Source organism: Nonomuraea fuscirosea, from assembly GCF_003001935.1.
Taxonomy (GTDB): Bacteria; Actinomycetota; Actinomycetes; order Streptosporangiales; family Streptosporangiaceae; genus Nonomuraea; species Nonomuraea fuscirosea.
This window is the reverse complement of sequence record NZ_PVNG01000015.1, coordinates 72,589-95,936: the sequence shown is the minus strand read 5'-3', so window position 1 is coordinate 95,936 and position 23,348 is coordinate 72,589. Positions and strand designations below refer to the sequence as shown.

The window sequence follows — 23,348 nt, the reverse complement described above, 5'->3', positions numbered from 1 at the left end:
CGTCCTCGAGGCCCACACGGCCAGCCCTACGATCACGGCCAGGACGGCGAACATCGCCAGCAGGATGAGACCCAGGGTCTTTCCGCCGCTGGGCGGCTTGTCATCGTTCACGCGCCCAGTTTCCCACCGAAGGGGCCTGGGGCCGCGCCCGGCTCGGGCAAGCACCCCCAGGCCCGGCTCGGGCAAGCGACTCAGGACCCGGCTCGGGCAAGCGGCCCCAGGCCCGGCTCGTGCGAGCGGCCCCCTACCCGGGCCCGCCCCTACGCGAGGCACCCCGTACACGCGTGAGGCACCCGCCCCCATCGGGGAGCGGGTGCCTCGGCGTTGCTTCGTGCCGGTTACCCGACGGTCAGGACGCCACGGGCTCGTGCTCGCGGTCGTTGTTGTTGTCGCTGGCCGGCGCGCTGCTCACGGACCGCCGCTTGGAGATGATGATGGCCGCGACCACCACGCCCACCGACACCACGGTGACGCCGATGCGCAGGGCCGGGTTGCCCGCGTACAGCACCACGGCCGGCGCCACCAGCAGCGCCACCAGGTTCATCACCTTGATCAGCGGGTTGATGGCAGGACCGGCGGTGTCCTTGAACGGGTCGCCGACCGTGTCGCCGATGATCGTGGCCTCGTGCGCGGGGGAGCCCTTGCCGCCGTGGTGCCCGTCCTCGACGAGCTTCTTGGCGTTGTCCCAGGCGCCACCGGAGTTGGCCAGGAAGACGGCCATCAGGGTGCCGCAGGCGATGGCTCCGGCCAGGAACGCGCCCAGCGGCGCGTAGCCAAGCGCGAACCCGACCGCGATCGGCGTCATGACCGCGAGCAGGCCGGGCGTGGCCAGCTCGCGCAGCGAGTCGCGGGTGCAGATGTCCACGACGCGGCCGTACTCGGGCAGCTCGGTGCCGGCCATGATGCCGGGCCGGGTGCGGAACTGGTTGCGCACTTCGAAGACGACCCGCATCGCGGCCCGTCCGACGGCCGTGATCGCCAGGCCGGCGAACAGGAACACGACCGCGGCGCCGATGATGAGCCCGACGAGCACGTTGGGGTTGTCGATGCCCAGGTTGAAGTTCTGGAAGGTGCCCAGCGCGCCCTTGATCGCCGCGTCGGCCCTGGCCAGCTCCAGCTCCACGGCGGTGCGGAAGGCGCCGAACAACGCCGTGGCCGCCAGCACCGCCGTGGCGATGGCGATGCCCTTGGTGATCGCCTTGGTGGTGTTGCCCACCGCGTCGAGGCTGGTCAGGACGCGGGCGCCCTCACCCTCGACGTCGCCCGACATCTCCGCGATGCCCTGGGCGTTGTCGGAGACGGGACCGAAGGTGTCCATCGAGACGATGACGCCGACCGTGGTGAGCAGGCCGGTGCCGGCCAGGGCCACCGCGAACAGCGCGATCGTCACGTTCCCGAAGCCGAGCAGGAACGCGCCGTAGACCGCGCCGCCGATGATCAGGGCCGAGTAGACGGCCGACTCCAGGCCGACGCTGATGCCGGCCAGGATGACGGTCGCCGGGCCGGTGGCCGAGCTCTCGCCGATCTCGCGTACGGGGCGGCGGTTGGTCTCGGTGAAGTAGCCGGTGAGCAGCTGGATGGCGCTGGCCAGCACCAGGCCGATGAGCACCGCGCCGATGGCGATGATCCTCGGGTCGGCGTCGGACTGCACGCCGGCGTTGGTCAGGCCGGAGAAGCTGCTCGGCAGGTACCAGAACGCGGCCGCGGCGACCAGGACGGCCGAGATGCCGGCCGAGATGAAGAAGCTGCGGTTGATCGCGGCCATGCCGTTGCGGTCGCGGTCGCGCATCCCGGTGACGAAGATGCCGATGATCGCGGTGATGACGCCGATCATCGGGACGATCAGGGGGAAGACCAGCCCCTGCTCGCCGAAGGCGACCTTGCCCAGGATGAGGCTGGCGACCAGCATGACCGCGTACGACTCGAACAGGTCGGCCGCCATGCCGGCGCAGTCGCCGACGTTGTCGCCCACGTTGTCGGCGATCGTCGCCGCGTTGCGCGGGTCGTCCTCGGGGATGCCCTGCTCGACCTTGCCGACCAGGTCGGCGCCGACGTCGGCGGCCTTGGTGAAGATGCCGCCGCCGACTCGCATGAACATGGCCAGCAGCGCCGCGCCGAAGCCGAATCCTTCGAGCACGCCCGGCGCGTCACCCTGGTAGACGAACACGACCACCGCCGCGCCCAGCAGGCCGAGGCCCACCGTGAACATGCCGGCCACGCCGCCGGTGCGGAAGGCGATGCGCATGGCGCGCTTCTCGCCCGAGTCGTTGGCCGCGGCGGCCACGCGCACGTTTCCGCGCACGGCCAGCCACATGCCCATGAATCCGGTCAGCGCGGAGAAGACCGCACCGACCACGAAGAAGATGGAACGTCCGATGCGGACGTCGGTTTCTCCAGGTAGCAACAGCAACAGGAAGGGAATCACGACCACGAAGATCGCCAGCGTGCGGAACTGGCGCGTGAGATAGGCGGCCGCGCCTTCCTGTACGGCACGCGCGATGTTCTGCATGCGTTCGGTGCCCTGGCCGGCGGACAGCACTTCGCGCACCAGTCCGCCTGCGACGGCTAGCGCGATCAGTGCGACCGCGGCGACCACGATCACGATGGTGAGATTGTTTGCGCTCAGGGCCAGATTGGACGCTGGCTCCGCTGCCAGCATGTGCCTGCTCATCGTTCTCCTCGGCAAGACCGGTCGTCCTGCCCGGGCGGTGCTGCAGTTTTCCTCGGCGGGTGTTGCGGCACCATCCGGGTTGTGGGTGCCGCTTCCGGTTGAATCCGCGTTCCGCCGGATCACCTTGGCCGGTGCCGGGAGTCTACGCAGGCACTCCGCGGATATGAAGGCTCTCGCGCCCGCTAATTGTGGCAGTGTCTAGTAATCCCCTGACAGTGACCCGATTTGTGATCTGACAAGGAGAATTTCCGCCACTTTACGGTCGCAGCAAGCCGGGAAAACGGTCAGACCGAAATCCGGTTTTGCAGGGAGGATGACGGAGCGCCCGCCCCTGTCAACCAGGGGTACCGGAGAACGCGGGGAGGCGGGGCGTCCGGCATCCGCCGCTTCTCCCCCACGCCGATAGGGTGGCGCCCAAAACGGAGATCAACTTGTCACGATTAGCCCTGGCCACCTGGCTGGGAGCACTGTGCGCCGCGCTCTTCCCCACCTGGCGGCTCTGGCGCGACTTCTTCGGCGAGCCGGAGATCTTCTCCTGCGGCGGCATGTTCTTCCGGGGCACGAGCGTCTGGCGTGAGCAGCTCGACCTCATCGCCGCGCCCCTGCGCTCGGACGTGAACAGCGTGCTCTACTACGCCTTCGCCGTGGGGGCTCCGGCGATCGTCGTGCTCGTGTGCTTCGGGCGATGGCATTCGGCGGTCGCGGGAAGGCGGGCGGCGGCGGTCCTGGGCCTGGCGGCCCTCCTCGACCCCGTCTTCTTCCCCCACTTCGACCTTCGAGAGTGCCGGCAGGTCCCGGTGCTCAGCGGGCAGTGGTTCGGGGAGGTGATCGGCGGGTGGTCGGCCACCAGCACCTCCCTGCTGCTGGCCGCCGGGCTCGTGCTGGTCGCCACGCAGCGGCTCGGCCCGGCGGAGGAGCCCCTCGCGCGCACGGCCGTCCTCCCCTGGCCGCGGATCGCGCGGTGGACGCTGCTGCTCGCGATCGACTACCTCGCCGTCCTGACGATCTTCAGGCTCGCCTTCACGCTGTTCGAGCAGCGTCCTGACGATCTGGAGTACGGCCTGCTGTTCTGGTTCTACCTCGACCACCTGATCGCCGAGCCAGAACGGGCGCTGCTCCTGCCGGTGATCGTCCTGTACGCCGTGGCCAGGTGCCTGCTCCTGCGGCGCCGGTCAGGCCGTGGCGCCGCCGTCGATCACGTGGTCCGCGCCCACGACGAAGCTCGAATCCGCTGACGACAGCCACAGGGCCGCGGCGGCGATCTCCTCAGGGGTGCTGACGCGGCCGATCGGCAGCGCGGTCCTCATCCGCTCGTCGCGGTCCGCGCGGGTCTCCCCCGGCCGTGTCGACATGGGCGAGTCGACCGGGCCCGGGCTGATGGCGTTGATCCGGACGCCGTCGGCGATGTGGTCGCGGGCGGCAGTGCGGGTCAGGTGACTCACCGCGGCCTTCGAGGCGGCGTACGCGCTCGCCCCCGCCAGGCGCCAATGCGCCCCCAGGTTGGAGGACACGTTGACGATCACCCCGCCGCCGTGCGCCCGCATGTGGGCGATCTCGTGCTTCATCGACAGGAACACGCCCTTGAGGTTGACGGCGAGCACGTCGTCCCAGATGTCCTCGTCGTAGTCGGCCAGCGGCGCCATCTGCCCGAAGATCCCGGCCGTGTTGAGCGCCACGTCGAGGCCGCCGTAGCGGGAGACCGCGGCCTCGACCATGGCGGCGACCTCGGCGGAGCGGGTGATGTCCACGGTGAACGCGCTCGCCCGGCCGCCCTCCGACTCCGCCAGCTTCACGATCTCGGCCAGCCTGGCGGCGTCGCGGCCGGCCACGAGGACGGCGGCGCCCTCCCGCGCGTACGCCAGCGCGGCGGCCCGGCCCACCACTCCGCTCGCCCCGGTGACGAGCGCGACCTTGCCTGCGAACCGTTCAGTCATTATTTCATACCTATCGTTCTCAAATATGGATGGCCGTCATGGCCTGATCGACCGCGTCACGCAGCCGGCGCGGGTCGGGATCGGCCCGGCCGAGCACCCTGACGCCCTGCAGCAGGACGAGCAGGAATCTGGCCAGCGCGTACGGGTCCTTGCCCGCGGCCAGCTCCCCCTGGGCGCGCGCCCTGACCAGCGCGCCGGACAGCGCCGTCTCCAGCTCCGTCCAGCTCCGCGTCACCCGGCGGAACATCTCCGCGTCGCGCCCGCCGAACTCCACGGCGGTGTTGACCACCATGCAGCCCCGCCGGTCCTGGTCGGCCAGGCATTCCGCCACGTAGCCGTCGAGGAACGCGCGGATCGCCGGCAGCGCGGGCCCCGGCTGGGACAGCGGCCCCACCACGTCGCGCTGCCGGTCGTAGCGCTCCAGCGCCTTGAGGTAGAGCTCGCGCTTGCCGCCGAAGGTGGCGTAGATGCTGGCCCGCGCGATGCCGAGGCGTTCGACGAGGTCGGCCATCGAGGTCGCCTCGTAGCCGCGCTCCCAGAACAGCTCCAGCGCCCGCTGCAGCGCGACCTCGGGATCGAACTCCTTGCTTCTGCCCACACGAGCAAGCTAGCAGTATCGAGAACGTTCGGTCAAAAAAAAGAGGACCGGGCTGCCCGTGCAGGCCCGGCCGGCTCGGTGCGCCCCCGGCCGGCTCTTCGATGGCCGGCCGGGGGCGCGCTGCCGCGTCAGCGGGGTGTCAGGACCCAGCGCCAGGCGCCGTCGCCGTTGGTGTCCTGGTTGCGGGCGAGCTGCGTCATCCTGGAGCCGTCCACGCTGACCAGCACCAGACCCGCGTTGAACTCGTTCTCGCACGCGCCCGCGCAGCCCAGCGCGATGACGTTGTCGTTGTCCGCCCAGGCGTGCAGCTGCAACACCCGCTGTGAACCCACCACCGCGCCGGTCGCGGCGTCGGTGATCTTCGTCGGCAGTCCCGGCGAGCCCAGGACCAGCCTGCCGTCCGGCGAGGTGGCCGGCTGGTTCGAATTATCGACGTACCGCTGCCCCTCGGGCCAGGGCCGCTCCTCTCCGTCGAGAGTGAAGAAGACACGGTCGGGCCGGGTGGAGGTGGGCCCGTAGATCATCGTGCCGTCCAGGCTCCAGCCGAGATCCTGGCGGGCGTTGACGTTGAAGGGCCTGCCCTCCGGGTCGCCAGGCCTGCTGTCGGCCATGGGCGGCAGCTCGTGGTAGTCGGCCGTGCCCTCCCGCACGTCCACGATGTAGTAGCCGGTGCGCGGACTCTCGCCGTTCATCGCCGGCATCGCCTCCTCTCCTTTCCCCACGAGCACGTCGGGATAGCGGGAGTAGGCGGTGGCCAGGATCCTGGTGCCGTCCGGCGACCAGGCCACGGAGCCCACGGGGTGCTCCAGGTCGATCCAGGTGAGCATCCGGCGGGTGTTCAGGTCGAGCACGCCCAGCCGCCTGCTGAGCAGGTCGCCTTCGAGCACGGCCGCGACCTGGAGCCCGGGGGCGACGTCCACCCAGGCGTACGGGGTCTGCTCGTAGCCGCCGGTGCGCGGGTCGTACAGGGACCAGGTACGCCGGATGCGCGCGTTCCTCTCGTCGATCGCCTCGTGGCCGTAGACGTAGTACGCCGACACGGCCATCCGCCCCGCGGCGATCAGCTTCTTCGGCGGGCTGTCGGTCGTGTCGGTCCGCACGTCCGTCGGGGCGGGCGACGGACGGGCCGGCAGCGTGACGCCGTCGGCCGGGCGGATGACCGGCTCGGGGTCGCGGTGCCCGGTGACGAACACGGCCACGGCCGCGATCATGACCGTGACCAGGGCCGCCGCGCCGACCGGCCGCCAGGCGCGCCTCCGTAGCGCCCGGTCGGCCAGGTCGTGCGGCACCCTGGCCTCGTCGGCCCAGTCGTCGAGCGTGTCGCGCAGCAGTCGGGTCACGTGGCCACCTCCAGGTCCTGGGCCAGCTCGGGGGCGATCTCGCGCAGCCGGGCCAGCGACCGGTGCGCGGTGCTCCTGACCGTGCCGACGGAGCAGCCCATCACCTGGGCGACCTCCTGTTCCGGCAGGTCCTCGAAATAACGCAGCACGAGCACCGCCCGCTGACGGGCGGTGAGCCTGGCCAGCGCGGAGCGCAGCACCAGGCGCAGCTCGCTCTGATGGTGCGGGTCGCGTGCCGCCGTCTCGGGCGGGCTCGCGCGCACCACCTCGCCGCGCCGCGCGCTCGTCCGCCACCAGCTGACCTGCTGCCGGTACATGATCTGCCTGACGTACGCCTCCGGCGTCTCCACGCGCCGCCATCTGGTCACCAGCTTGGCCAGCGCGGTCTGCACCAGATCCTCGGCCGCGTGCTGGTCACCGCCGGTGAGCAGGAAGCCGAGCCGGATGAGGGCGGGAGATCGGGCGGCGACGAACTCGCGGAAACGCTGCTCGTCCGCGGCGTCCACGGTCACCTCCAAGGGATTGACATCACCCTCTCAGACGCCGCCGGGACCGCCCGCTATGCGTCCACCACCACAACGGGTTCCGCCGCCTCCTCACGAGCGAGTCGTACGCCACCTGACGGGCGAGCCGTCCGCGCCTGGCGAGCGGCCGCTATCCGGCGCGGGACAGCAGGTCCTCGGCCTGTTCCAGGACCAGGTCCGGGTGCACGTCGCAGACCCAGGAGTCGTCGTGCGGGCAGCGTTCGGCCAGGGGCTGCACGCCGGGGGCGCCGCAGCGGGGGCAGGCCGTGGTCCACGAGATCAGCGGCCGGTGCATCGTCCTGCTGAGCGGGCCGGCGTTGATCAGGTTGCCGCACCAGTAGACGGCGACCGTGGGGGTGCCGACGGCCGCGGCCAGATGGCGCGGTCCGGTGTCGTTGGCGATCAGCAGGTCGCACCGTTCGTACAGGGCGGCCAGTGCGCCGATGCCGAGCGTGCCGACGACGGGGATCGCCGGGCGGCGCATCGCGGTGACCACCCCCATCACCAGGTCCTTCTCCTCCGCCGTGCCGGTGACGGCGACGGGACGGCCGAGCGCGTCGGCCACCTCGGCGAAGCGCTCGACCGGCCAGCGCCGCCGTGGATCCCTGGCGCCCGGGTGCACGGCGACGAGCCCGCGCGGCGGCGAGCCGAGCGCGCGGGCCAGCTCGGCGCGGTCGTCGCGGGTGATCGCCACCCGCGCCTCCAGTTCCCCGCCCACCGCTCCCACCAGCGCGGCGACCTGGAGGAAACGCAGGGTGTCGTGGTGGTAGTCCGTGTACGGCAGCCAGCGGTCCAGGCTCTCCGCCCCCGGCGCCCGCATCCCCGCGGTCACCCGGGCGCCCAGCCGCCGGACGAACGGGTTGGAGAAGCGCCCGCCCCCGTGGATCTGGACCACCAGGTCGTACGCGTGCTCCCGCAGCCGTTCGCACAGCCCGTCCGGCACCGGGTGCCCGCTCTCCAGCGTGGACACGCCGGAGATGGGCGGCAGCGCCACCACGTCGTCCACCGGTCCAGGACGTCCGGTGAGGAAGGCGGCGTGCCACGCGGTGCCCAGCAGCGTCAGCCGCGCGCCGGGATAGGCCCGTTTGAGCGCGTCCAGGGCCGGTATCGCCATGATGTAGTCGCCGAGCGCGTTGGCCCGCAGCACCGCCAGCCGCCGTACGTCGCCGACCAGCGCCGCCGGGTGGCCCGGTGTGGTGAGCACTTCGAGCTGCTGCATGACGAGCGGGCTACCCCGGCACTTCGTCCCCATAACTTGAGCAATGTCTGGTTTGAGCAGGGCTCTCCCAGGTACTCGCTCCTCATGGGCACAGACGAGGTCATCGAAGCCGTGGTCGTCGGCGACGTCATGCTCGACTCGTGGCTGCACGGCTCGGCCAAGCGGCTGGCCCAGGAGGCGCCGGTGCCCGTGATGCGCCTGGAGGCGACCGAGGACGCCCCCGGCGGCGCCGCCAACACCGCGGCCAACCTGGTCGCGCTCGGCGCCCGCGTCCGGCTCGTCGGGATCGTCGGCGACGACGCCTGCGGGGCGGAGCTGGAACGGGTGCTGCGTCTGGCCGGCGTCGGGATCGACCTGCTCACCGTGCCGGGACGGCGGACGGCGCACAAGCGGCGGCTGGTCACCAGCGGCCAGCTGACCGCGCGCTACGACGAGGAGGACCACGGCGTCCTGCCGGGATGGGCCGAGCGGGAGCTGCTGGCGCGGCTGGCCGGGGCCGTGGCGGGCGCGGACGTGGTCGTGGCCTGCGATTACGGCGGCGGGGTGTTCACGCCCGCCGTGCGCCGGGCGCTGGCGGGCGCGCCGCTGCTCGTGGTGGACGCGCACGCGGTCGCGCCGTGGCATGAGTGCGCGCCCGCCGCCGTGCTGCCCAACTACGAGGAGGTCGTACGCCTCCTCGGCGGCACGGCCGGGCCGATCGACCGGCTGTCGTACCTGACGGCCCACTCGGAGCGGGTGCTGGAGCTGACCGGCGCCGCGATCGTGGTGACCACGCTGGACGGCGAGGGGACGCTGCTGCACCGGAGCGGCAGCCCGCCGTACCGGACCTACGCCAGGCCCGCGCCGCAGCACATGGCGACCGGCGCGGGCGACACCTACACCGCCGCGTTCGCGCTCTGGCTGGCCGGCGGCGCCGCGCCGGAGGAGGCGGCGGAGGCGGGGCAGGCCGCGGCCGGCGTCGTCGTCCGCCGTCCCGGCACCGCCGTCTGCCCCCGGCACGAGCTGCTGCGCGCCCTGCGCCGCCACGAGGGCACGGTGCACCCGGCCGAGCGCCTGGCCCTGCTGCTGGACGAGCACCGGCGCAGGGGCGAGCGGGTGGTGTTCACCAACGGCTGCTTCGACGTGCTGCACCGGGGCCACGTGACCTACCTGGAGCAGGCGGGCCGGCTCGGCGACGTGCTGGTGGTGGCGGTCAACAGCGACGCCAGCGTGACCCGGCTGAAGGGGCCCGGCCGCCCGGTGAACCCGTGCGAGGACCGGATGTCCGTGCTGGCCGCCCTGTACGACGTCGACTACGTGACCGAGTTCGACGAGGACACCCCGGAACGGCTGCTGCGGATGATCCGGCCCGAGCTGTACGTCAAAGGTGGCGACTACACCGTCGAGATGCTCGCCGAAGCCCCGCTGGTCCGCTCGCTGGGCGGCGAGGTGCACGTGCTCGGCCACCTGCCCGACCGCTCGACCACCGCCATCATCGGCCGCATGCGCTCACTGCCCTGACCGCCCGTGACCGTCACGGCCGCCCGCTTCCACGGAACGCCCGCGTTCCCTGCCAGAAAGAGACCGATCATGACCCAGACCCTGAACGCCCGTCCCGAGCTGCACGAGCACGTCATGCTGGAGCACCGGCGGCGGCCGATCACCCGCTCGGCCGCGCGCGGCGCGATCGCGGCCATGGCCATGTCGGGCCTGCGGCGGCTCACCGGCTCGCTGGGCATGTTGCCGGCCACGCCGCCGGAGTCGGTGATCGAGCGGACCGCGCCCACGGCCTTCCACCGCGTGCCCGTACGGCTGCGCCCGGCGGCGGTCGAGCTCGTGCACTGGGCCTACGGGGCGGTGGGCGGGGCCGCCTTCGGCCTCCTGCCCCGGGGGCTGCGCCGCCGGCCGTGGGCGGGCCCGGTGTACGGCGTGCTGGCCTGGACCGCGTTCGAGGCGGGCCTCGCCCCGGCGCTCGGCCTGCACCGGGGGCACGGCGGTGCGGCCAGGCTGGCACTGCTGGCCGACCACGTCCTGTACGGCGTCGTGGTGGCCGCCTCCCCCTGGCCCCACGAGGACCGCTGACCGATCATGCGGACCCCGGACCAGGGCCCTGGCTCCGCGAACACCGCTGACGGGTTACTTCCGCAGCGCGGCGGTGAGCCATGGACGCAGGACCGGCAGCACGTTCGCCGCCTGCATGGCGCTCATGTGGTCGAGCCCGTCGAGCACCACGACGTCCCAGCCGAGCGCCTCCAGCTCCGCCCGGTGCCGCTTGAGCGGCCCGGCCAGGTCGACGACCACGCCGCCCCACCGCTCCTCGTAGGTGATCGCGTCGTCGGAGCCGGCGAAGCACAGCCGGGGGCAGGAGAGCCGGACCGCCGTGTCGTCGAAGCCGCGCAGCGCCTCGTACAGCGTGACGAACTGCCTGCTCTGCTCCACGGTCGTGCTGACCTCGACCGACGACCAGTCGAAGGCGTCGTCGGAGCTCTTCTCCTGCGGGGCGGGGGCGGGCGTGGGCGAGACGGCCTGCTCGTACGCCGCCACGGTGACCTTCAGCATCTCGGCGTACGGCCCCGCGTACGGCGGATATCCGCCCATCGCCAGCGCGGAGAGCCGGTCGGTCCTGATCGCGAGCTGCAGCCCGCTGAGCGCGAGCCACGAGTAGCCGTAGTACGCGAACCGCTCGGCCTGGACGGCGTCGGCCACGGCGAGCAGGTCGGCGACCACGTTGCCTGGGGTGAGCGTGTCCGGCTTGGGCGCGCTCAGGACGTGCCCGGTGTAGTCGAAGGCGACGACCTGGAAGACGTCGCTGAGCCCGTCGATCAGGGAGCGGCCGAGCGCCGGGTCGGTGCCCCATTTGCGCATCTCGTCGGCCTGCTCGCCTTCCACAGGCTGTGGATCGACCGGCAGCAGCAGCGTCGGCCCCGAGCCGTGCACCTCCGCCTCGATCGTGCTGCCGTCGTGCATCGTGACCTGAACCATGAGCCCGCCCCTAACTCGATACGCCGTAAAGGATTGTGCGGACGACAATAGCTTATGCCGTAAAGAGTCTCAACGGATTGGGGATGGGCACCCAGCGCATGGCCCCTCCGTCGGCGTCCAGCCAGCGCAGCAGCAGGTTGGCCTTGGCCGGGATGTGCGTGGCCGCCAGCAGGTCACGCAGCTCGGCCGGATCCCCGTGGTCCTTCGCGGCGGCGGCGAACACCGCCCTGGCCCGCGCCCACAGCTCGCCGCGCAGCCGCGGATGGCGTTCGGCGACGGCGCCGGCGATCTCGCAGAGGTTGTTGGTCAGCAGGCAGTACACCAGCCGCTCCCAGGCCCGTCCCGCGCCCAGCACGGGCGCGCTGAGCCGCGGATACCGCTCGGCCACCAGCTTGACGCCCTCGGCGTCGCGGAACAGGACCTGCGCGGGCAGGCCCAGCTCGTCCACCGCGACCAGCACGTTCTGCAGATGGGACTCCAGGACCAGGCCATGACGCAGGTACGCGTGCAGCACCGGCGGCACCACGTGCTCCAGGTAGCGGTCCCACCAGACGAAGGCCGCGGCCTCGTCCAGCGCGTCGAGCGGGTTGCCGGGGAAGCCCTCGCTGACGCCCGCCGCCAGCAGCGCGGTCAGGCCGGGGCGCAGGTGCCCGCCGAGCCCGTCGCGGACGATCACGGCCAGCGCCTCACCGCCGTCCCCGCCCAGCCGTGCGCCGCGCCAGCCGCGGTCGCGCAGCACGGCGGGGCGCGGGAGGTGGCCGGGCAGGTCGTCGAAGACCTCGTCCAGCAGGGCCGTCACCAGCGTGAGCCGGCGCAGGTCGTGCAGCCAGAGGCGGCGCACGTCGTTGGTGATCCGCACGTCCAGGCTGAACTTGCAGAACAGGTCGGGCTCCGGCAGGTACACCGTGCGGATCGACGCGGTCGCCACCGCCGTCGCCCCGGTGAACCCGAGCTGCCGCAACCGCCCCCCGCGCAGGCCGCCTACCAGGTCGCCGGGCCGGTCGCCGAGCGGGTGGCCGGGCCGATCACCGGGCCGGCCGTCAGGCGAGACGCCAGGCGGGCCGCCGAGCAGGGTGATCTGCCACGGGTGGGCGGGGAGCAGGGCGAGGCCGTGGCCGGCCGAATCGCCGAGCAGGTCGAGGGCGCCGGCGTCGCCCTCCTCGACCAGGTCCTCGACCGGCACCCCGAGCAGCGGCAGCGCGAAGCTCGCGCCCACCTCCGGCGCGTACGGCAGCCACGACTCCGGACTCCCGCCACCCCTGGCCTTGGGCGCGGGATGGTAGCGGTGTCCGGCCACCAGGGCCTGCTCCGAGCGCAGATAGAGGTCGGGGGGCGGCACGGCGGCCCGCCTGGCCAGCAGCAGCGCGGCCGTCACGTCGCGGCTGTGCAGGATCTCGGCGAGCAGTTCGTCGTTGCGGGCCCCGGTGCCCGCCCGCAGCTCGGCGGCCGTCAGCGCGACCAGTTCCGGCAGCTCCAGCGGGCACCAGCCGTCCGGGGTGCGCAGGGAGGGAGCGGCGGGATACCGGTCGCCGCCGACGCGCAGCACGTGGCCGGTCGCGGGCAGGATGTAGTCGCCGGGCCGGCCAGGGTGTCCGCCTGCGCCGTCAGGCCGCCGGCTCGCCGGGTCGGGCCGGGCCACTTCCCGGATCAGGCAGTTGAGCAGCGCCGTCACCGCGAGCGCCGAGGCCCGGGTCGCTGCCTCCCGCTCCGGCTCAGGGGACGGAAGGAGGCCGTCGGTGGATGCCATGGCGACCGTACTCCTACCCTTTGCCTCCTCCGTGCCCACAGGGTAGCTACCAGGCAGATTCATGGGATAGATGGGATATATGAGCCTTTTGGCCGCGGAGTTCGCGGCGCAGCTCCACCTCGTACGTCCCGACCTGTCCGCCGCGTACGCCGAGGCGCTCCCCGGCGCCCGCGCCGCCGTCCTGGGCCGGCTGTGGCGGGGGCTGCTGTACGAGCCGCTTCCCGGCCTGACCGCCCACGGGCCGGCTCTCGTGCTGCTGGCCGACGGGCGCCGGCTCACGGGGCGGGAGCGCAGGCCGTACGACGTCGGGGGCGAGCCGGTGCTGCACCTGGACGGCGAGCCGCACACGCATCCCGCTACCTTGCTGGCCGCCCTCGGCCTGCCCGGCGCCGGCCGGTTGATCGCCGACCTGGACAACAGCGTCGCCTCGCTGGCCCTGTCGCGGGCCGGCGCCCCTCCGCACAGCGCCAAGGGGCTGGAGGAGCACGAGCAGAGCGTGGTGGACGGCCATCCCTACCACCCCGGCTGCCGCAACCGGCCGGGTGTGTCGGTGGCCGAGCAACTGGCGTACATGCCCGAGCACCGGCCCACGGTGCTGCTCGACCTGCTGGCGCTGCCCGCCGCCCGCTGTCTCGTCTCGGGCCCGTGGCCGTCCGCCCTCATGGACGGCGACCGGCTGCTGCTGCCCGTGCATCCGTGGCAGACCCGGCACGTCCTGCCCGGTCTGGGCCTGCGCCCGTACGCGACGGGGGCCATCCCGGCGCGCCCGCTCATGTCCGTACGCACCCTCGTGCCCCTCGACGGCGGCCCGCATCTGAAGACGGCGTTCAGCACCCGCATGACCTCGGACGTCAGGGACATCTCCCCCGGCTCCGTACGTGACTGCGTGCCCCTGTCCGACCTGCTCACCCGCCTGTCCGCCCGCTGCGGCGGCACGCTCGGCATCGCCCGCTACCTGACCGGCGCGGCCGGCCCGCACGACGCGGCCGGATCGGCCGGCACGCACAGCGCCGACCTGTCGGTGATGTTGCGTGAGCCCGTGACCGCCCAGGGCACGGTGCTGCCTGTGGCGGCGCTCACCCGGAGCATGGTCGGCGATCCCGCCGCCTGGCTGGACGCGTTCGCCCGCCTGGCCGTGACGGACGCGTTCGGCCTGCTCGCGCTCGGCGTGGCGCTGGAGGCGCACGGCCAGAACCTGCTGGTCGCGCTCGACGGCGACGGGCTGCCGTACCGGCTGATCTACCGCGACCTGGCCGACGTCAGGATCAGCCCCGCCAGGCTGGCCCGCAACGGCGTCGAGCCGCCGCCGGTGAGCGCCAGGCTGCTCAGCGACGACCCCGCGGTCCTGCACGCCAAGCTGCTCGGCTCGCTGGTCGGGACGACGTTCGGCAGCCTCGTCGCCCTGTTCGGCCAGGGTGATCGCACCCTGGAGGACCGGCTCTGGCGCGTGCTGGCCGCCGCCGCGCGTGCGGCCTCGGACCGGCTGCCCGGCACCCGCGACGTACGCGCCGACCGCGCCGCCCTGTTCGGCGAACGGATCGCGGCCAAGGCCCACCTGGCCGCCGGACTGGAGCACGCCCCGCCCGGCGGCAGCTGGACGACCCTGCCCAACCCGCTGACCGCGCACAACGCGTAAGCGCCTGGCTCTTTCCCGTGTCCGGGAGGACAATGGCGGCCGGGCCGGTGAGTCGCGCGGGCGTCCATCGCGCGGATGGCCGGAGGGAGGAACGCGATGATGCAGCTCTCGGTACGGCTCGTCCCGATCGATGACGCCACCCTGGTGATCGCCCTGACAGGAGAGCTGGACACGACGACGAGGCCGGTGCTGGCCGCGTTCCTCGATCCGCTGCCCAGGTCCCCCGTCATGCACGTGCTCGTGGCCGCGGGAGACCTCTGGTTCTGCGACCTCAACGGCCTCGAACAACTGGCGGCCACCCACGACGCGCTGCTGGCCAAGGGCGGCCACCTCGCCGTGGCCGAGCCCAGGCCGCCGCTGCGCCGCCTCATCTCGCTGATGAGCGAGCAGGACCAGACGTTCTTCCCCGTCTTCGCCAGCATGGCGGAGGCGCTCGCGTCCGCCGGGGTGGCGGAATACCGGACGGAGGCTCCGCCCGGCGGCGCGTACCGCCACCTCCCTTACATGCGTCCTCTGCCGCGCCTGCAGTCCGGCGCCCGCCGCCTCAGGACGCGGCGCGAGCCGTCACTCGCCTTCCAGACCGGTGGAGCGACGACACGCGAGGCGCCGGCCGCGAGCCCGGTGGCTCCCATCCCGTCCGGCGGTTCGCTGGCGCCGCTGGTCGAGCGCTCGCGCATGCTGCGCCGGCAGGCGTTCGACCAGAAGCAGACGCTGGCCAGGCGGCGCGCGACCGCGGTCGAGGCCCGCTCGCTGCTGCACACCACCCTGGAGCGGTGCGACGACAACCTGGCGGCCATACGGAGCAACCTCGTCCAGGCCCGCGCGGTGGTGAGCCTCGGTCATCTGAGAGTCGGCTCGCTCAAGCTCCCCACGTCGTTCCGACTGAACGGAGGATGAGGCTCTCACCAGGCTGAGCGCACCGGATCGGCGTAGGCTTCGCTCGTGACGACAGAGGAAGAGCGGAGGTTCGACGAGCTCCTCCTTCTTCTCAGGGAGACTCGCGGCTTCGACTTCTCGGGCTACAAGCGCTCCACCTTGATCCGGCGCGTCGCTCGCCGGCTCGAAGCGCTGGGTCTGCGCGACTACGACGCGTACCGCGATCTGCTGGAACTCGAACCGGGCGAGTTCACCAAGCTCTTCGACAGCCTGCTGATCAACGTCACCGGCTTCTTCAGGGACGTGACCGCCTGGCAGCGGCTGCGTGAGCTGGTCGTCCCGGCGCTGCTGGACCTGAAGCCGGCCGGCCGGCCCATCCGGGTGTGGAGCGCCGGCTGCGCGAGCGGCGAGGAGGCGTACACACTGGCCATGATCCTGGCGGAGGAGCTCGGCGCGGACGAGTTCCGCCGGCGGGTCAAGATCTACGGCACGGACCTCGACGAGCAGGCCGTGCACGCGGCCAGGGCCGGCGTCTACAGCGGCCGGACGCTCGCCGACGTGCCGGCGGGCCTGCGGGAGCGCTACTTCGAGCCGATGGACGGCGGCTTCGCCTTCCGGCACGACCTGCGCGGCCGGCTCGTCTTCGGCCGCAACGACCTCACCCGCGACGCCCCCATCTCCCGCGTCGACCTGCTCGTGTCCCGCAACACGCTGATGTACTTCAACACGCGGACGCAGCTCGACGTGGTCAGCCGCTTCCACTTCGCCCTGTCCGACCCCGGCTTCCTCTTCCTCGGCAAGGCCGAGACACTGCTCGGCCAGAGCCACGCGTTCGAGCCGGTGGACCTGGCCCTGCGGCTGTTCAGAAAGCGCGGCCCCGTTACCAGCGGCACCACCGACCGGGGTTCCCGGCCGCCCGTGCTCGCGGCCGTGGCGCTCGACTGCGGCCCCGTCGCCCAGATCGTCGTGGACGTCCCGGGCAACCTGGCGCTGGCCAACTCCAGGGCCGCGGCCCTGTTCGGGCTCGGCCCGCGTGACGTCGGCCGTCCCTTCCAGGATCTCGAGGTCTCCTACTGGCCCGTCGAGCTGCAGACCGTCATCGAGCAGGCGTGCGAGGGACGGGGTCCGGTGGAGTTGCGGGAGGTGAACTGGTACCGCGCCGGCACCCCCGCTCCCGAGGTGTTCGACGTCTCCGTCGTCCCGCTGCTGGTCTCCGGCGATCTGGCCGGGGTGAGCATCCACTTCTACGACGTCACCCGCTACCGCCGGCTCAGGGACGAGCTGAAGCAGGCCAACCGCCGGCTCGAACAGGCCTCCACGGAGCTGCGCTCGCTCAACGAGGCGCTGGAGGCGACCAACGAAGAGCTCCAGGCCACCAACGAGGAGCTGGAGGCGACCAACGGGGAACTCCAATCCACCAACGAGGAGCTGGAGACGATGAACGAGGAGCTGCAGTCCACCAACGACGAGCTGCGGCACCTCAACGACGTCCTGACGGCCCGCACGATCGAGCTGGACGAGGTCAACCGGTTCGTCTCCTCGGTGGTGCGCAGCCTCGGCGACGCGGTGGTGGTCCTGGACGAGCAGTTGCACGTGGTCGTCTGGGGCCCGGGGGCCGAGGCGCTGTGGGGGGTACGCGCCGAAGAGGCGGCCGGTCTGCCGCTCGCCGAGCTCGACGTCGGCCTGCCCCTCGACGTGCTCTGCCCCCGGCTGCGCGCCGCCCTGGCCGACCGGTCCCGGCCGCCGGAACAGGGCGAGGGCCTGCTGCTCGACGCGGTCAACCGGCGCGGGCGTCCGACACGGCTCGACGTACGCCTGTCACACCTGCGCACGGAGGACGACGCCCTACACGGCCTGATCATGGTGATGAAGGAGCTCCGCCCTCAGCAGCCCTGACCGCTGCCAGCTCGGCGACGGGGATCCGGCGGAAGGCGATGCTCTCGTACGGGCCGAAGTTCCCGGTCTCGAACAGCAGCCCGACCGTGTCGCCGTCCACCCGGACCAGGTCGGAGTAGGCGGCGGGCAGCCCCGACACCGTGTGCGCCACCCGCCAGGTGCGGCCGTGGTCGTCGCTGGCGCGCACCGTCATCAAAGCCCGCGCGTCGGGAGCCGCCGGTCCCGAGAACAGCAGCGTCTCCGGCCCGTCGCACCACAGCACGCTGCCCTCCACCACCGGCCCGGTCAGGTCGGCCTGCGGGCGGAAGGGCAGCTCCAGCGTCTGGCCGCCGTCGGCCGAGTAGGCGTCGGCCCTGGTGCCGGGGGCGGTGGAGTCGGTGCGGGTGTTGAGGTAGAGGCGTCCGCCGGGCAACTCGGCGGCGGTGGTCTCGTTGACGTTGACGTACCCGTCGGGGTTGTCGTCGACGTAGCCGATCCGCCAGGTCGTGCCGCCGTCGTCGCTCAGCAGCGCGTGGCCGCCGTCGTACCTGCCCTCGGTCCCGTCGTCCTCGCCCGCGGGCGGCAGCGAGTGGTTCGCGGGGACCACCAGGCGGCCGGCGTGCGGGCCGTGGCGCAGCACGAGCGCGTGTCCGGGAGTGGTCGCGTACCAGCGCCAGCCGGGCCGCTTCACCTCGCCGGTGATCTCGCGGGGCGCCGACCAGGTGACGCCGTCGTCCGCGCTGACCTGGACGAACACCCGCCGCCCCGCGTCCGCCGCCACCTGGCCGCGCCTGATCTTCTCCTCGGTCGCCGTCGGGCCCTGCCGCACGTGCACCAGCACGATCCGCCCGTCGCCGAGCACCGCCGGCGCGGGGTTGCCCGCCGTGCCCCGGCTCGGCTCGGTGGCCACGACCTGCAACGTGCCCCACGTACGCCCGCCGTCCTCCGACCGTTTGAGCACGAGGTCGATGTGGCCGGAGTCGGACGCCGAGCCGCGCCGCCCCTCCGCGAACGCCAGGACCGTGCCCGCCCCCGTGACCACGGCCGCCGGGATCCGGTACGTGTGATAGCCGTCCGTCGCCTGCCGGTACGGCACCGAGGTCGGGTAGCGATCAGCCATGCGGGCACGCTAGAACTTCCGGGTGAACGGACTCCGACGGGAGTCGTACGCGCGGGCGAAAGCCCCGGACGGCGACACTGGGGCCGGCACCACGGTAGCGGCGCCTCGGCGTGAAACGATGCGAGAAGAGGACGAATACCGTGCCTGGGGAGGCAGCAGTGGCTGACGAGTTCGACGTCATCGTGATCGGCGCAGGTCCGGCCGGCGAGAACGTGGTCGACCGGGCCGTGCGCGGCGGCCTGACGGCGGCCATCGTCGAGGAGCGGCTGGCCGGCGGCGAGTGCGCCTACTGGGCCTGCGTGCCGAGCAAGGCGCTGCTGCGGCCGGTCGACCTGGCCGGCGAGGTGAGCAGGGTGCCAGGGCTCTCCCTGGGGCCGATCGACGTGCCCGCGGTGCTGGCCAGGCGCGACGAGACCGTGTCGAACTTCGACGACAGCGGCCAGGTGCGCTGGATCGAGAGCGTCCCGGCCGAGTTCTTCCGCGGCAGGGGCCGCATCGACGGGCCCAGGCGCGTCCGCGTCACCGCCGAGGACGGCGGCGAGCGGGTGATCACCGCCCGCCAGGCCGTCGTCCTGGCCACCGGCAGCGTCCCTGCGATCCCGCGTACGCCCGGTCTGGCCGAGGCGCGGCCGTGGACCAGCCACGAGGTGACCGCGGCCACGTCGATCCCCGAGCGCCTGGTCGTGATCGGCGGCGGCGTGGTGGCCTGTGAGATGGCGCAGGCCATGCACGGGCTGGGCGCACGCTCGACGACCGTGCTCGTCCGGGGCGACCGCCTGCTCAGCCGGATGGAGCCGTTCGCGGGAGAGCTGCTCGCCGAGTCGTTCGCCGACGCCGGGATCGAGCTGCGCACGCACACCGACGCCGTCCGCGTCGAACGCCCCGAGCCGGGCGGGAAGGTGACCGTGCACCTGCCGGAGGGCCCGCCGCTGGAGGCGGACGAGCTGCTGGTGGCCACCGGCCGCCGGCCCGCGACCGGCGACCTGGGGCTCAGCACGGTGGGCCTGGCCGACGGCACGATCGTCGAGGTCGACGACAGCATGCGGGCCACCGGGGTCGCCGACGGCTGGCTGTACGCGGTGGGCGACGTCAACGGGCGCGCGCTCCTCACCCACATGGGCAAGTACCAGGCCAGGATCTGCGGCGACGTGATCGCCGCGCGGGCGCGCGGCGACGAACTGCCCGCGATGCGCGACCTCGTCGGCGGCGCCCGCTCACCGCAGGTCGTCTTCACCGACCCGCAGGTCTGCGCGGTCGGCCTCACCGAGGAGGCGGCCCGCGCGGCGGGCATCAGGGTCCGCACGGTCGAGTACGACCTGGGCTCGGTCACCGGGGCCTATCTGATGGGCGACGGCTATCGCGGCAAGGCCAAGGCCGTGGTGGACGAGGACAGGAGAATCCTGGTCGGGGTCACGTTCGTCGGACCCGCGACGGCCGACCTGCTCCACTCCGCCACGATCGCGGTGACCGCCGAGGTGCCGCTGGACCTGCTCTGGCACGCGGTCCCGACCTTCCCGACGGTGAGCGAGATCTGGCTGCGGCTCCTGGAGGCCTACGGCCTGTAGAACTCCGATGCGGCGGCGGCGCGCGTCGGTTCAGCCGCGGCGCGTCAGGGGCTGACCTCCGACTGGAGCATCAGCTCCGCCACCGTCTCCTCGACGCTGCCGCGCAGCTCCACCCGCGACAGCAGGTCCGTCAGCCGCAGCACGGACAGCAGGTGGTCCGAGGGCCGTACCAGGATGATCCGGCCCTCGCCCTGCTCCTCCATCCGCTGCATCGCCATGGCGAGCACGCCGATGACCGAGGAGTCGAAGAAGTCGAGGTCGGCCAGGTCGAACACGAGGACGGGGCCCACCGACCAGTTCCACACCTGGTTGATGCGGTCGCTGAACCGCTCCCGGCCGGCGTGGTCGAGGACGCCGCCGGCGCGCAGGACCGTGCAATGGAGGTGCCTTGTCGTCTCGATCCGCAAACCGCCATCGCCCACAACAACACACTGCCCGCTGAGCGGTGATAACACGGGGTATTTGCCATTTTTCCCGGCTAGTTACGTCATCCCGTCGTCTCGCTCGCCGAGCGGGCCGTCGGCCGGCTTGCGGAGGAGCCCGGCCAGCGTCTCCCTCTCGTCGCGGCCGAGCGGGGCGGCGCTCGGCCAGCCCGGCCGCCTCCAGCCGGTCGAGCCGGTTGGTCATCCCGGCCATGGCTCCGCATCCTCTTCGAGGCGGACCCCCTCGCCTTTACCGGTGCTCGGTGCCCGACTCCAGGGTCGGGATGGCGTCCGGGCACGGGCCGAGGATCACCAGCAGGGGCGAGGTCGCCGGGCCGGACAGCTCCAGCTCCGTGATGTTCCCCCGGACCCGTTGCGCGGGCTCCCCCAGGTCGCCGTCCCGCACGCTGATCACCCGCTCGACGGACGGGGCCGCCGACTGCAGCAGCCGCCTGGTGGTGTGGCGCAGCCAGCGCAGTTCGCTGTTGACCCGGCGCCACGTGGCCGGGATCATGCTCACCGCCTCGGCCTTGGTGCCGAGCCGCAGCGTGATGCGGCCGCTCGACCCGAACCGGTCCTTGAGCACGGGGTTGACCACGAACATGCCGGAGCGCAGCACGCGTGCCCCCTGCCGGTTGGCGTTGGCCAGCCCGCCCGCGCTGATCAGCGAGTACAGCTCGCAGCGGGCCCCGTCGAGCGTGTCGGGGTCGTAGTCCACCGCGGGCGGCTCCTCGAACACGACCTTGTCCAGCCGCACCCCGGCCACCCCGTCCTCGGCGACGCGGCCGGCCACGGCCGTGCGCACCTCGTCGCGGACGCCGTCGCCCTCGGTGATGTCCAGCGCCTCGACGCAGATCAGCCCGTCGTCGGGGATCTCGTCGGGCGACAGGTCGAAGGCCACCCTGGCGTGCGCCTTCCGGCCACGCAGCAGCACGCACTGGCGCAGCCGCCCCTGGGAGAGCACCTGGATGAGGCGGGGCCGCGGGCTCATCTCCGTACGGCCCTCGTGCCAGCCGCTCACCGACCGCTCGTCCGTGGACAGCGACACCTGCACCCGCAGCGCCCGTCCCTGGGCGGAGACCTTGAAGCCGGCCAGCCCGGACGTCTCGAACCGGCCCAGGATCTGGCTGCCGCGCCGCAGCCGGTCGGTCACCTGCAGCGCCGACAGCCGGCCGCTGGACAGGTGGACGGGCGGGATGGCGGGAAGGACGACCTGGTCGAGGTCGGTGGCGGGTCCTGAGCTGGTCATCGGATGCTCCTCGAGGGGACGCGGGTGGCGGTCGTCGAAGGGATGAGTGCGGCGGCGGTGGCGGCCGGGTCGTGGAAGTCGAATCGGGTGAGTACGGGATCGCGCCATCGCCACATGCGGCCGACCGCGCTGTAGAGGGCGTCGCCGTCCCGCTCCGCGTGCCGCAGGTTGACCGTCATGGCCCTGGCGTAGTCGTCACCGTGCTCCCAGTGCGGCAGGAGCTGGCTCGGCACGTCGGCGCCGCAGCGGCGCAACCAGAGCCACAGCCGGGCCCGCTCGCGCTGCTCGGGCCCGAGGAAGCCGGCGCCCTTGGCGCTCCTGGCGATCGCCTCGGCGAGCAACAGGTGGTGCTCGGACGGCGAGCCCGCCATGTGCGTGGCCCCGCAGGCGCCGCCCTCGGACCAGCCGGCCTGGATGACGGGGATGCCGAACGCCGGCAGGTCGCTGTCGCCGAACGCGACGCCCACGTCCGTCGTGCTCCACAGCAGGTTGGCCGACATCGTCCCGGGCACGTGCCTGATCCGGGGCGTGCTCCCGAGCTCACGCCTGGGGCCGTTGCGACAGCCGGTCCCCGAGGCGTCATCGGCGGGCGCGTCGAGGAAGAGCCAGTTCGCGCTCTGGTCGGACGCGGCGAACTCCGTCGTCGCCGCGAACAGCTCCGCGTCCCCGCCGGGCTCGTGGCCGAAGACCGCGACGGTGGGCCGGTCGGCGTCGATGCCCAGGCGGGAGCAGGCGTAGTGGCGCAGCTGGCGGCGTTCGGTCTCCGTTCGGACCTGGTAGGCGCGTCCCGCCCGCCGGGCCACCCGCTCGGCGCCGGGCCTGATCACCTCCCTGTGCGGCCAGACGTGCCGCTCGAAGAAGGCGCCGACCCTGGCGGGCAGCTCGTCCTGGATCGTGCACGTCCCCTGGTCGGGGAAGAGCGCGTACGCCCGCAGTGTCCCGGTGCCGTGGACGTGGACGACCGGCACCTCCCTGGGCACCGCGCGTTCGGCCCGGCTGGTGACCAGCGCGCGGGGCGGCACGTCCGGCCGCCCGCCCACGGTGCCGCCGAACGCCTCGGCCAGCCGCGTCCACCCGGGATCCGTCAGCACGACCAGCCGCGCGGTCAGCAGCCCGCAGATCGCCTTGGCCACGAGCAGCGTGCGCACCACGACCCGCAGGTCCTCGTCGTACGCCTCCGCGACGACGCACCCGTCGTCACCGGCGCTGTCCGCCCACCAGGTCCTGGCGGCGGCGAGCAGCCGATCGACGTGCTCACGGTCCCCGACGCGACGCATACAGCCCCCTCCACCAAGGCCCGGGAAGAAATGCCCTGCCAGACGTTGCCAGACCGGCCCGCGACGACCCGGCGGACAACACGCTTCTTTGCCTTGGCCTGGTGGAAACTCGGCCGCCACAGAAGACGGCGCGGAAGAAGGCGGCGGAGAGGGCGGCCGCTACGGGCTCACGTCACACGCGGCACAGCAGTCCCGTACGTCCCGACCAGGTCGAACGCCACTTTGCCTATGAATCCGGAGAAAACCCCGCACAGGAGCAACATTTCCGGGTCAACGAGCGTCCAAGTTTTTACCCGGAGCACGTCATGCCCGGGTTTAGGATGCACCCAAATGC

General features: G+C 72.6%; 19 protein-coding genes. 7 read left to right on the top strand and 12 right to left on the bottom strand.

The genetic code is table 11. The features are described from left to right. Positions 1–349: 349 nt before the first annotated feature. Positions 350–2,671 carry a sodium-translocating pyrophosphatase gene (locus B0I32_RS31780; RefSeq protein ID WP_106246064.1) on the bottom strand — a complete coding sequence of 774 codons (2,322 nt, stop codon included), beginning with the start codon at positions 2,669–2,671 and terminating at the stop codon, positions 350–352. Positions 2,672–3,102: 431 nt separating this feature from the next. On the opposite strand from B0I32_RS31780, the gene B0I32_RS31775 reads away from it, so the two are divergent. Then, positions 3,103–3,906 (top strand): hypothetical protein, encoded by an 804-nt coding sequence (locus tag B0I32_RS31775; protein ID WP_146178375.1) that lies wholly within the window; start codon positions 3,103–3,105, stop codon positions 3,904–3,906. Here the strand turns inward: B0I32_RS31775 and B0I32_RS31770 are convergent. The 5 genes from B0I32_RS31770 to B0I32_RS31750 all read right to left on the bottom strand — a co-directional run bounded on the left by B0I32_RS31770 (position 3,844) and on the right by B0I32_RS31750 (position 8,286). Next, positions 3,844–4,605, bottom strand: a complete 762-nt coding sequence (locus tag B0I32_RS31770; RefSeq protein WP_106246060.1) for an SDR family NAD(P)-dependent oxidoreductase — start codon at positions 4,603–4,605, stop codon at positions 3,844–3,846. The genes B0I32_RS31775 and B0I32_RS31770 overlap by 63 nt on opposite strands. Before the next feature lie 19 nt (positions 4,606–4,624). Beyond that, entirely contained in the window at positions 4,625–5,203 is a 579-nt protein-coding gene (locus B0I32_RS31765; RefSeq protein WP_106246058.1) for a TetR/AcrR family transcriptional regulator, read from the bottom strand. A 128-nt stretch (positions 5,204–5,331) separates the two neighbouring features. Beyond that, a complete protein-coding gene (locus B0I32_RS31760) occupies positions 5,332–6,543 on the bottom strand; it encodes a hypothetical protein (protein ID WP_106246057.1) in 1,212 nt (403 codons plus the stop codon). Beyond that, positions 6,540–7,049: a SigE family RNA polymerase sigma factor gene (locus tag B0I32_RS31755; protein WP_106246425.1), complete on the bottom strand. Its 510-nt coding sequence runs from the start codon at positions 7,047–7,049 to the stop codon at positions 6,540–6,542. The genes B0I32_RS31760 and B0I32_RS31755 overlap by 4 nt, the downstream gene beginning before the upstream one ends. A 148-nt stretch (positions 7,050–7,197) precedes the next feature. After that, positions 7,198–8,286 carry a glycosyltransferase family 9 protein gene (locus B0I32_RS31750; protein WP_106246055.1) on the bottom strand — a complete coding sequence of 363 codons (1,089 nt, stop codon included), beginning with the start codon at positions 8,284–8,286 and terminating at the stop codon, positions 7,198–7,200. Positions 8,287–8,370: 84 nt separating this feature from the next. Here B0I32_RS31750 and rfaE2 point away from each other — a divergent pair, with 84 nt between their 5' ends. Both rfaE2 and B0I32_RS31740 read left to right on the top strand, forming a co-directional pair. Next, complete coding sequence (rfaE2, locus tag B0I32_RS31745; RefSeq protein ID WP_106246054.1) at positions 8,371–9,786, top strand: D-glycero-beta-D-manno-heptose 1-phosphate adenylyltransferase; 1,416 nt, start codon at positions 8,371–8,373, stop codon at positions 9,784–9,786. A 69-nt stretch (positions 9,787–9,855) separates the two neighbouring features. Further along, positions 9,856–10,347, top strand: coding sequence for a DUF1440 domain-containing protein (locus B0I32_RS31740; RefSeq protein WP_245956151.1), 492 nt, complete (start codon positions 9,856–9,858; stop codon positions 10,345–10,347). Between the two features lie 54 nt (positions 10,348–10,401). On the opposite strand, the gene B0I32_RS31735 is transcribed toward B0I32_RS31740, so the two are convergent. Together B0I32_RS31735 and B0I32_RS31730 are read right to left on the bottom strand one after the other, a co-directional pair. Beyond that, complete coding sequence (locus tag B0I32_RS31735; RefSeq protein ID WP_106246052.1) at positions 10,402–11,247, bottom strand: alpha/beta fold hydrolase; 846 nt, start codon at positions 11,245–11,247, stop codon at positions 10,402–10,404. Positions 11,248–11,299: 52 nt separating this feature from the next. Continuing rightward, positions 11,300–12,994, bottom strand: a complete 1,695-nt coding sequence (locus tag B0I32_RS31730; RefSeq protein ID WP_181307984.1) for an IucA/IucC family C-terminal-domain containing protein — start codon at positions 12,992–12,994, stop codon at positions 11,300–11,302. Positions 12,995–13,073: 79 nt separating this feature from the next. On the opposite strand from B0I32_RS31730, the gene B0I32_RS31725 reads away from it, so the two are divergent. The 3 genes from B0I32_RS31725 (at position 13,074) to B0I32_RS31715 (ending at position 17,402) form a co-directional block, all read left to right on the top strand. After that, a complete protein-coding gene (locus B0I32_RS31725) occupies positions 13,074–14,630 on the top strand; it encodes an IucA/IucC family protein (protein WP_106246050.1) in 1,557 nt (518 codons plus the stop codon). A 96-nt stretch (positions 14,631–14,726) separates the two neighbouring features. Further along, positions 14,727–15,527 carry an STAS domain-containing protein gene (locus tag B0I32_RS31720; protein WP_181307983.1) on the top strand — a complete coding sequence of 267 codons (801 nt, stop codon included), beginning with the start codon at positions 14,727–14,729 and terminating at the stop codon, positions 15,525–15,527. Positions 15,528–15,572: 45 nt separating this feature from the next. Further along, positions 15,573–17,402 (top strand): CheR family methyltransferase, encoded by a 1,830-nt coding sequence (locus tag B0I32_RS31715; RefSeq protein WP_106246046.1) that lies wholly within the window; start codon positions 15,573–15,575, stop codon positions 17,400–17,402. On the opposite strand, the gene B0I32_RS31710 is transcribed toward B0I32_RS31715, so the two are convergent. Continuing rightward, positions 17,365–18,501 carry a sialidase family protein gene (locus tag B0I32_RS31710; RefSeq protein WP_106246044.1) on the bottom strand — a complete coding sequence of 379 codons (1,137 nt, stop codon included), beginning with the start codon at positions 18,499–18,501 and terminating at the stop codon, positions 17,365–17,367. The two genes, B0I32_RS31715 and B0I32_RS31710, sit on opposite strands and share 38 nt — an antisense overlap. Positions 18,502–18,659: 158 nt before the next feature. Between B0I32_RS31710 and B0I32_RS31705 the strand changes: the two genes are divergently transcribed. Continuing rightward, positions 18,660–20,066, top strand: a complete 1,407-nt coding sequence (locus B0I32_RS31705) for a dihydrolipoyl dehydrogenase family protein (protein ID WP_106246043.1) — start codon at positions 18,660–18,662, stop codon at positions 20,064–20,066. Positions 20,067–20,110: 44 nt separating this feature from the next. Here B0I32_RS31705 and B0I32_RS31700 read toward each other — a convergent pair whose 3' ends face one another. The 3 genes from B0I32_RS31700 to B0I32_RS31690 all read right to left on the bottom strand — a co-directional run bounded on the left by B0I32_RS31700 (position 20,111) and on the right by B0I32_RS31690 (position 23,014). Next, positions 20,111–20,488, bottom strand: a complete 378-nt coding sequence (locus B0I32_RS31700) for an STAS domain-containing protein (protein ID WP_181307981.1) — start codon at positions 20,486–20,488, stop codon at positions 20,111–20,113. Between the two features lie 250 nt (positions 20,489–20,738). Further along, a complete protein-coding gene (locus tag B0I32_RS31695) occupies positions 20,739–21,737 on the bottom strand; it encodes a hypothetical protein (RefSeq protein WP_106246039.1) in 999 nt (332 codons plus the stop codon). Next, positions 21,734–23,014: a hypothetical protein gene (locus B0I32_RS31690; protein WP_106246037.1), complete on the bottom strand. Its 1,281-nt coding sequence runs from the start codon at positions 23,012–23,014 to the stop codon at positions 21,734–21,736. The genes B0I32_RS31695 and B0I32_RS31690 overlap by 4 nt, the downstream gene beginning before the upstream one ends. Positions 23,015–23,348: the final 334 nt, after the last annotated feature.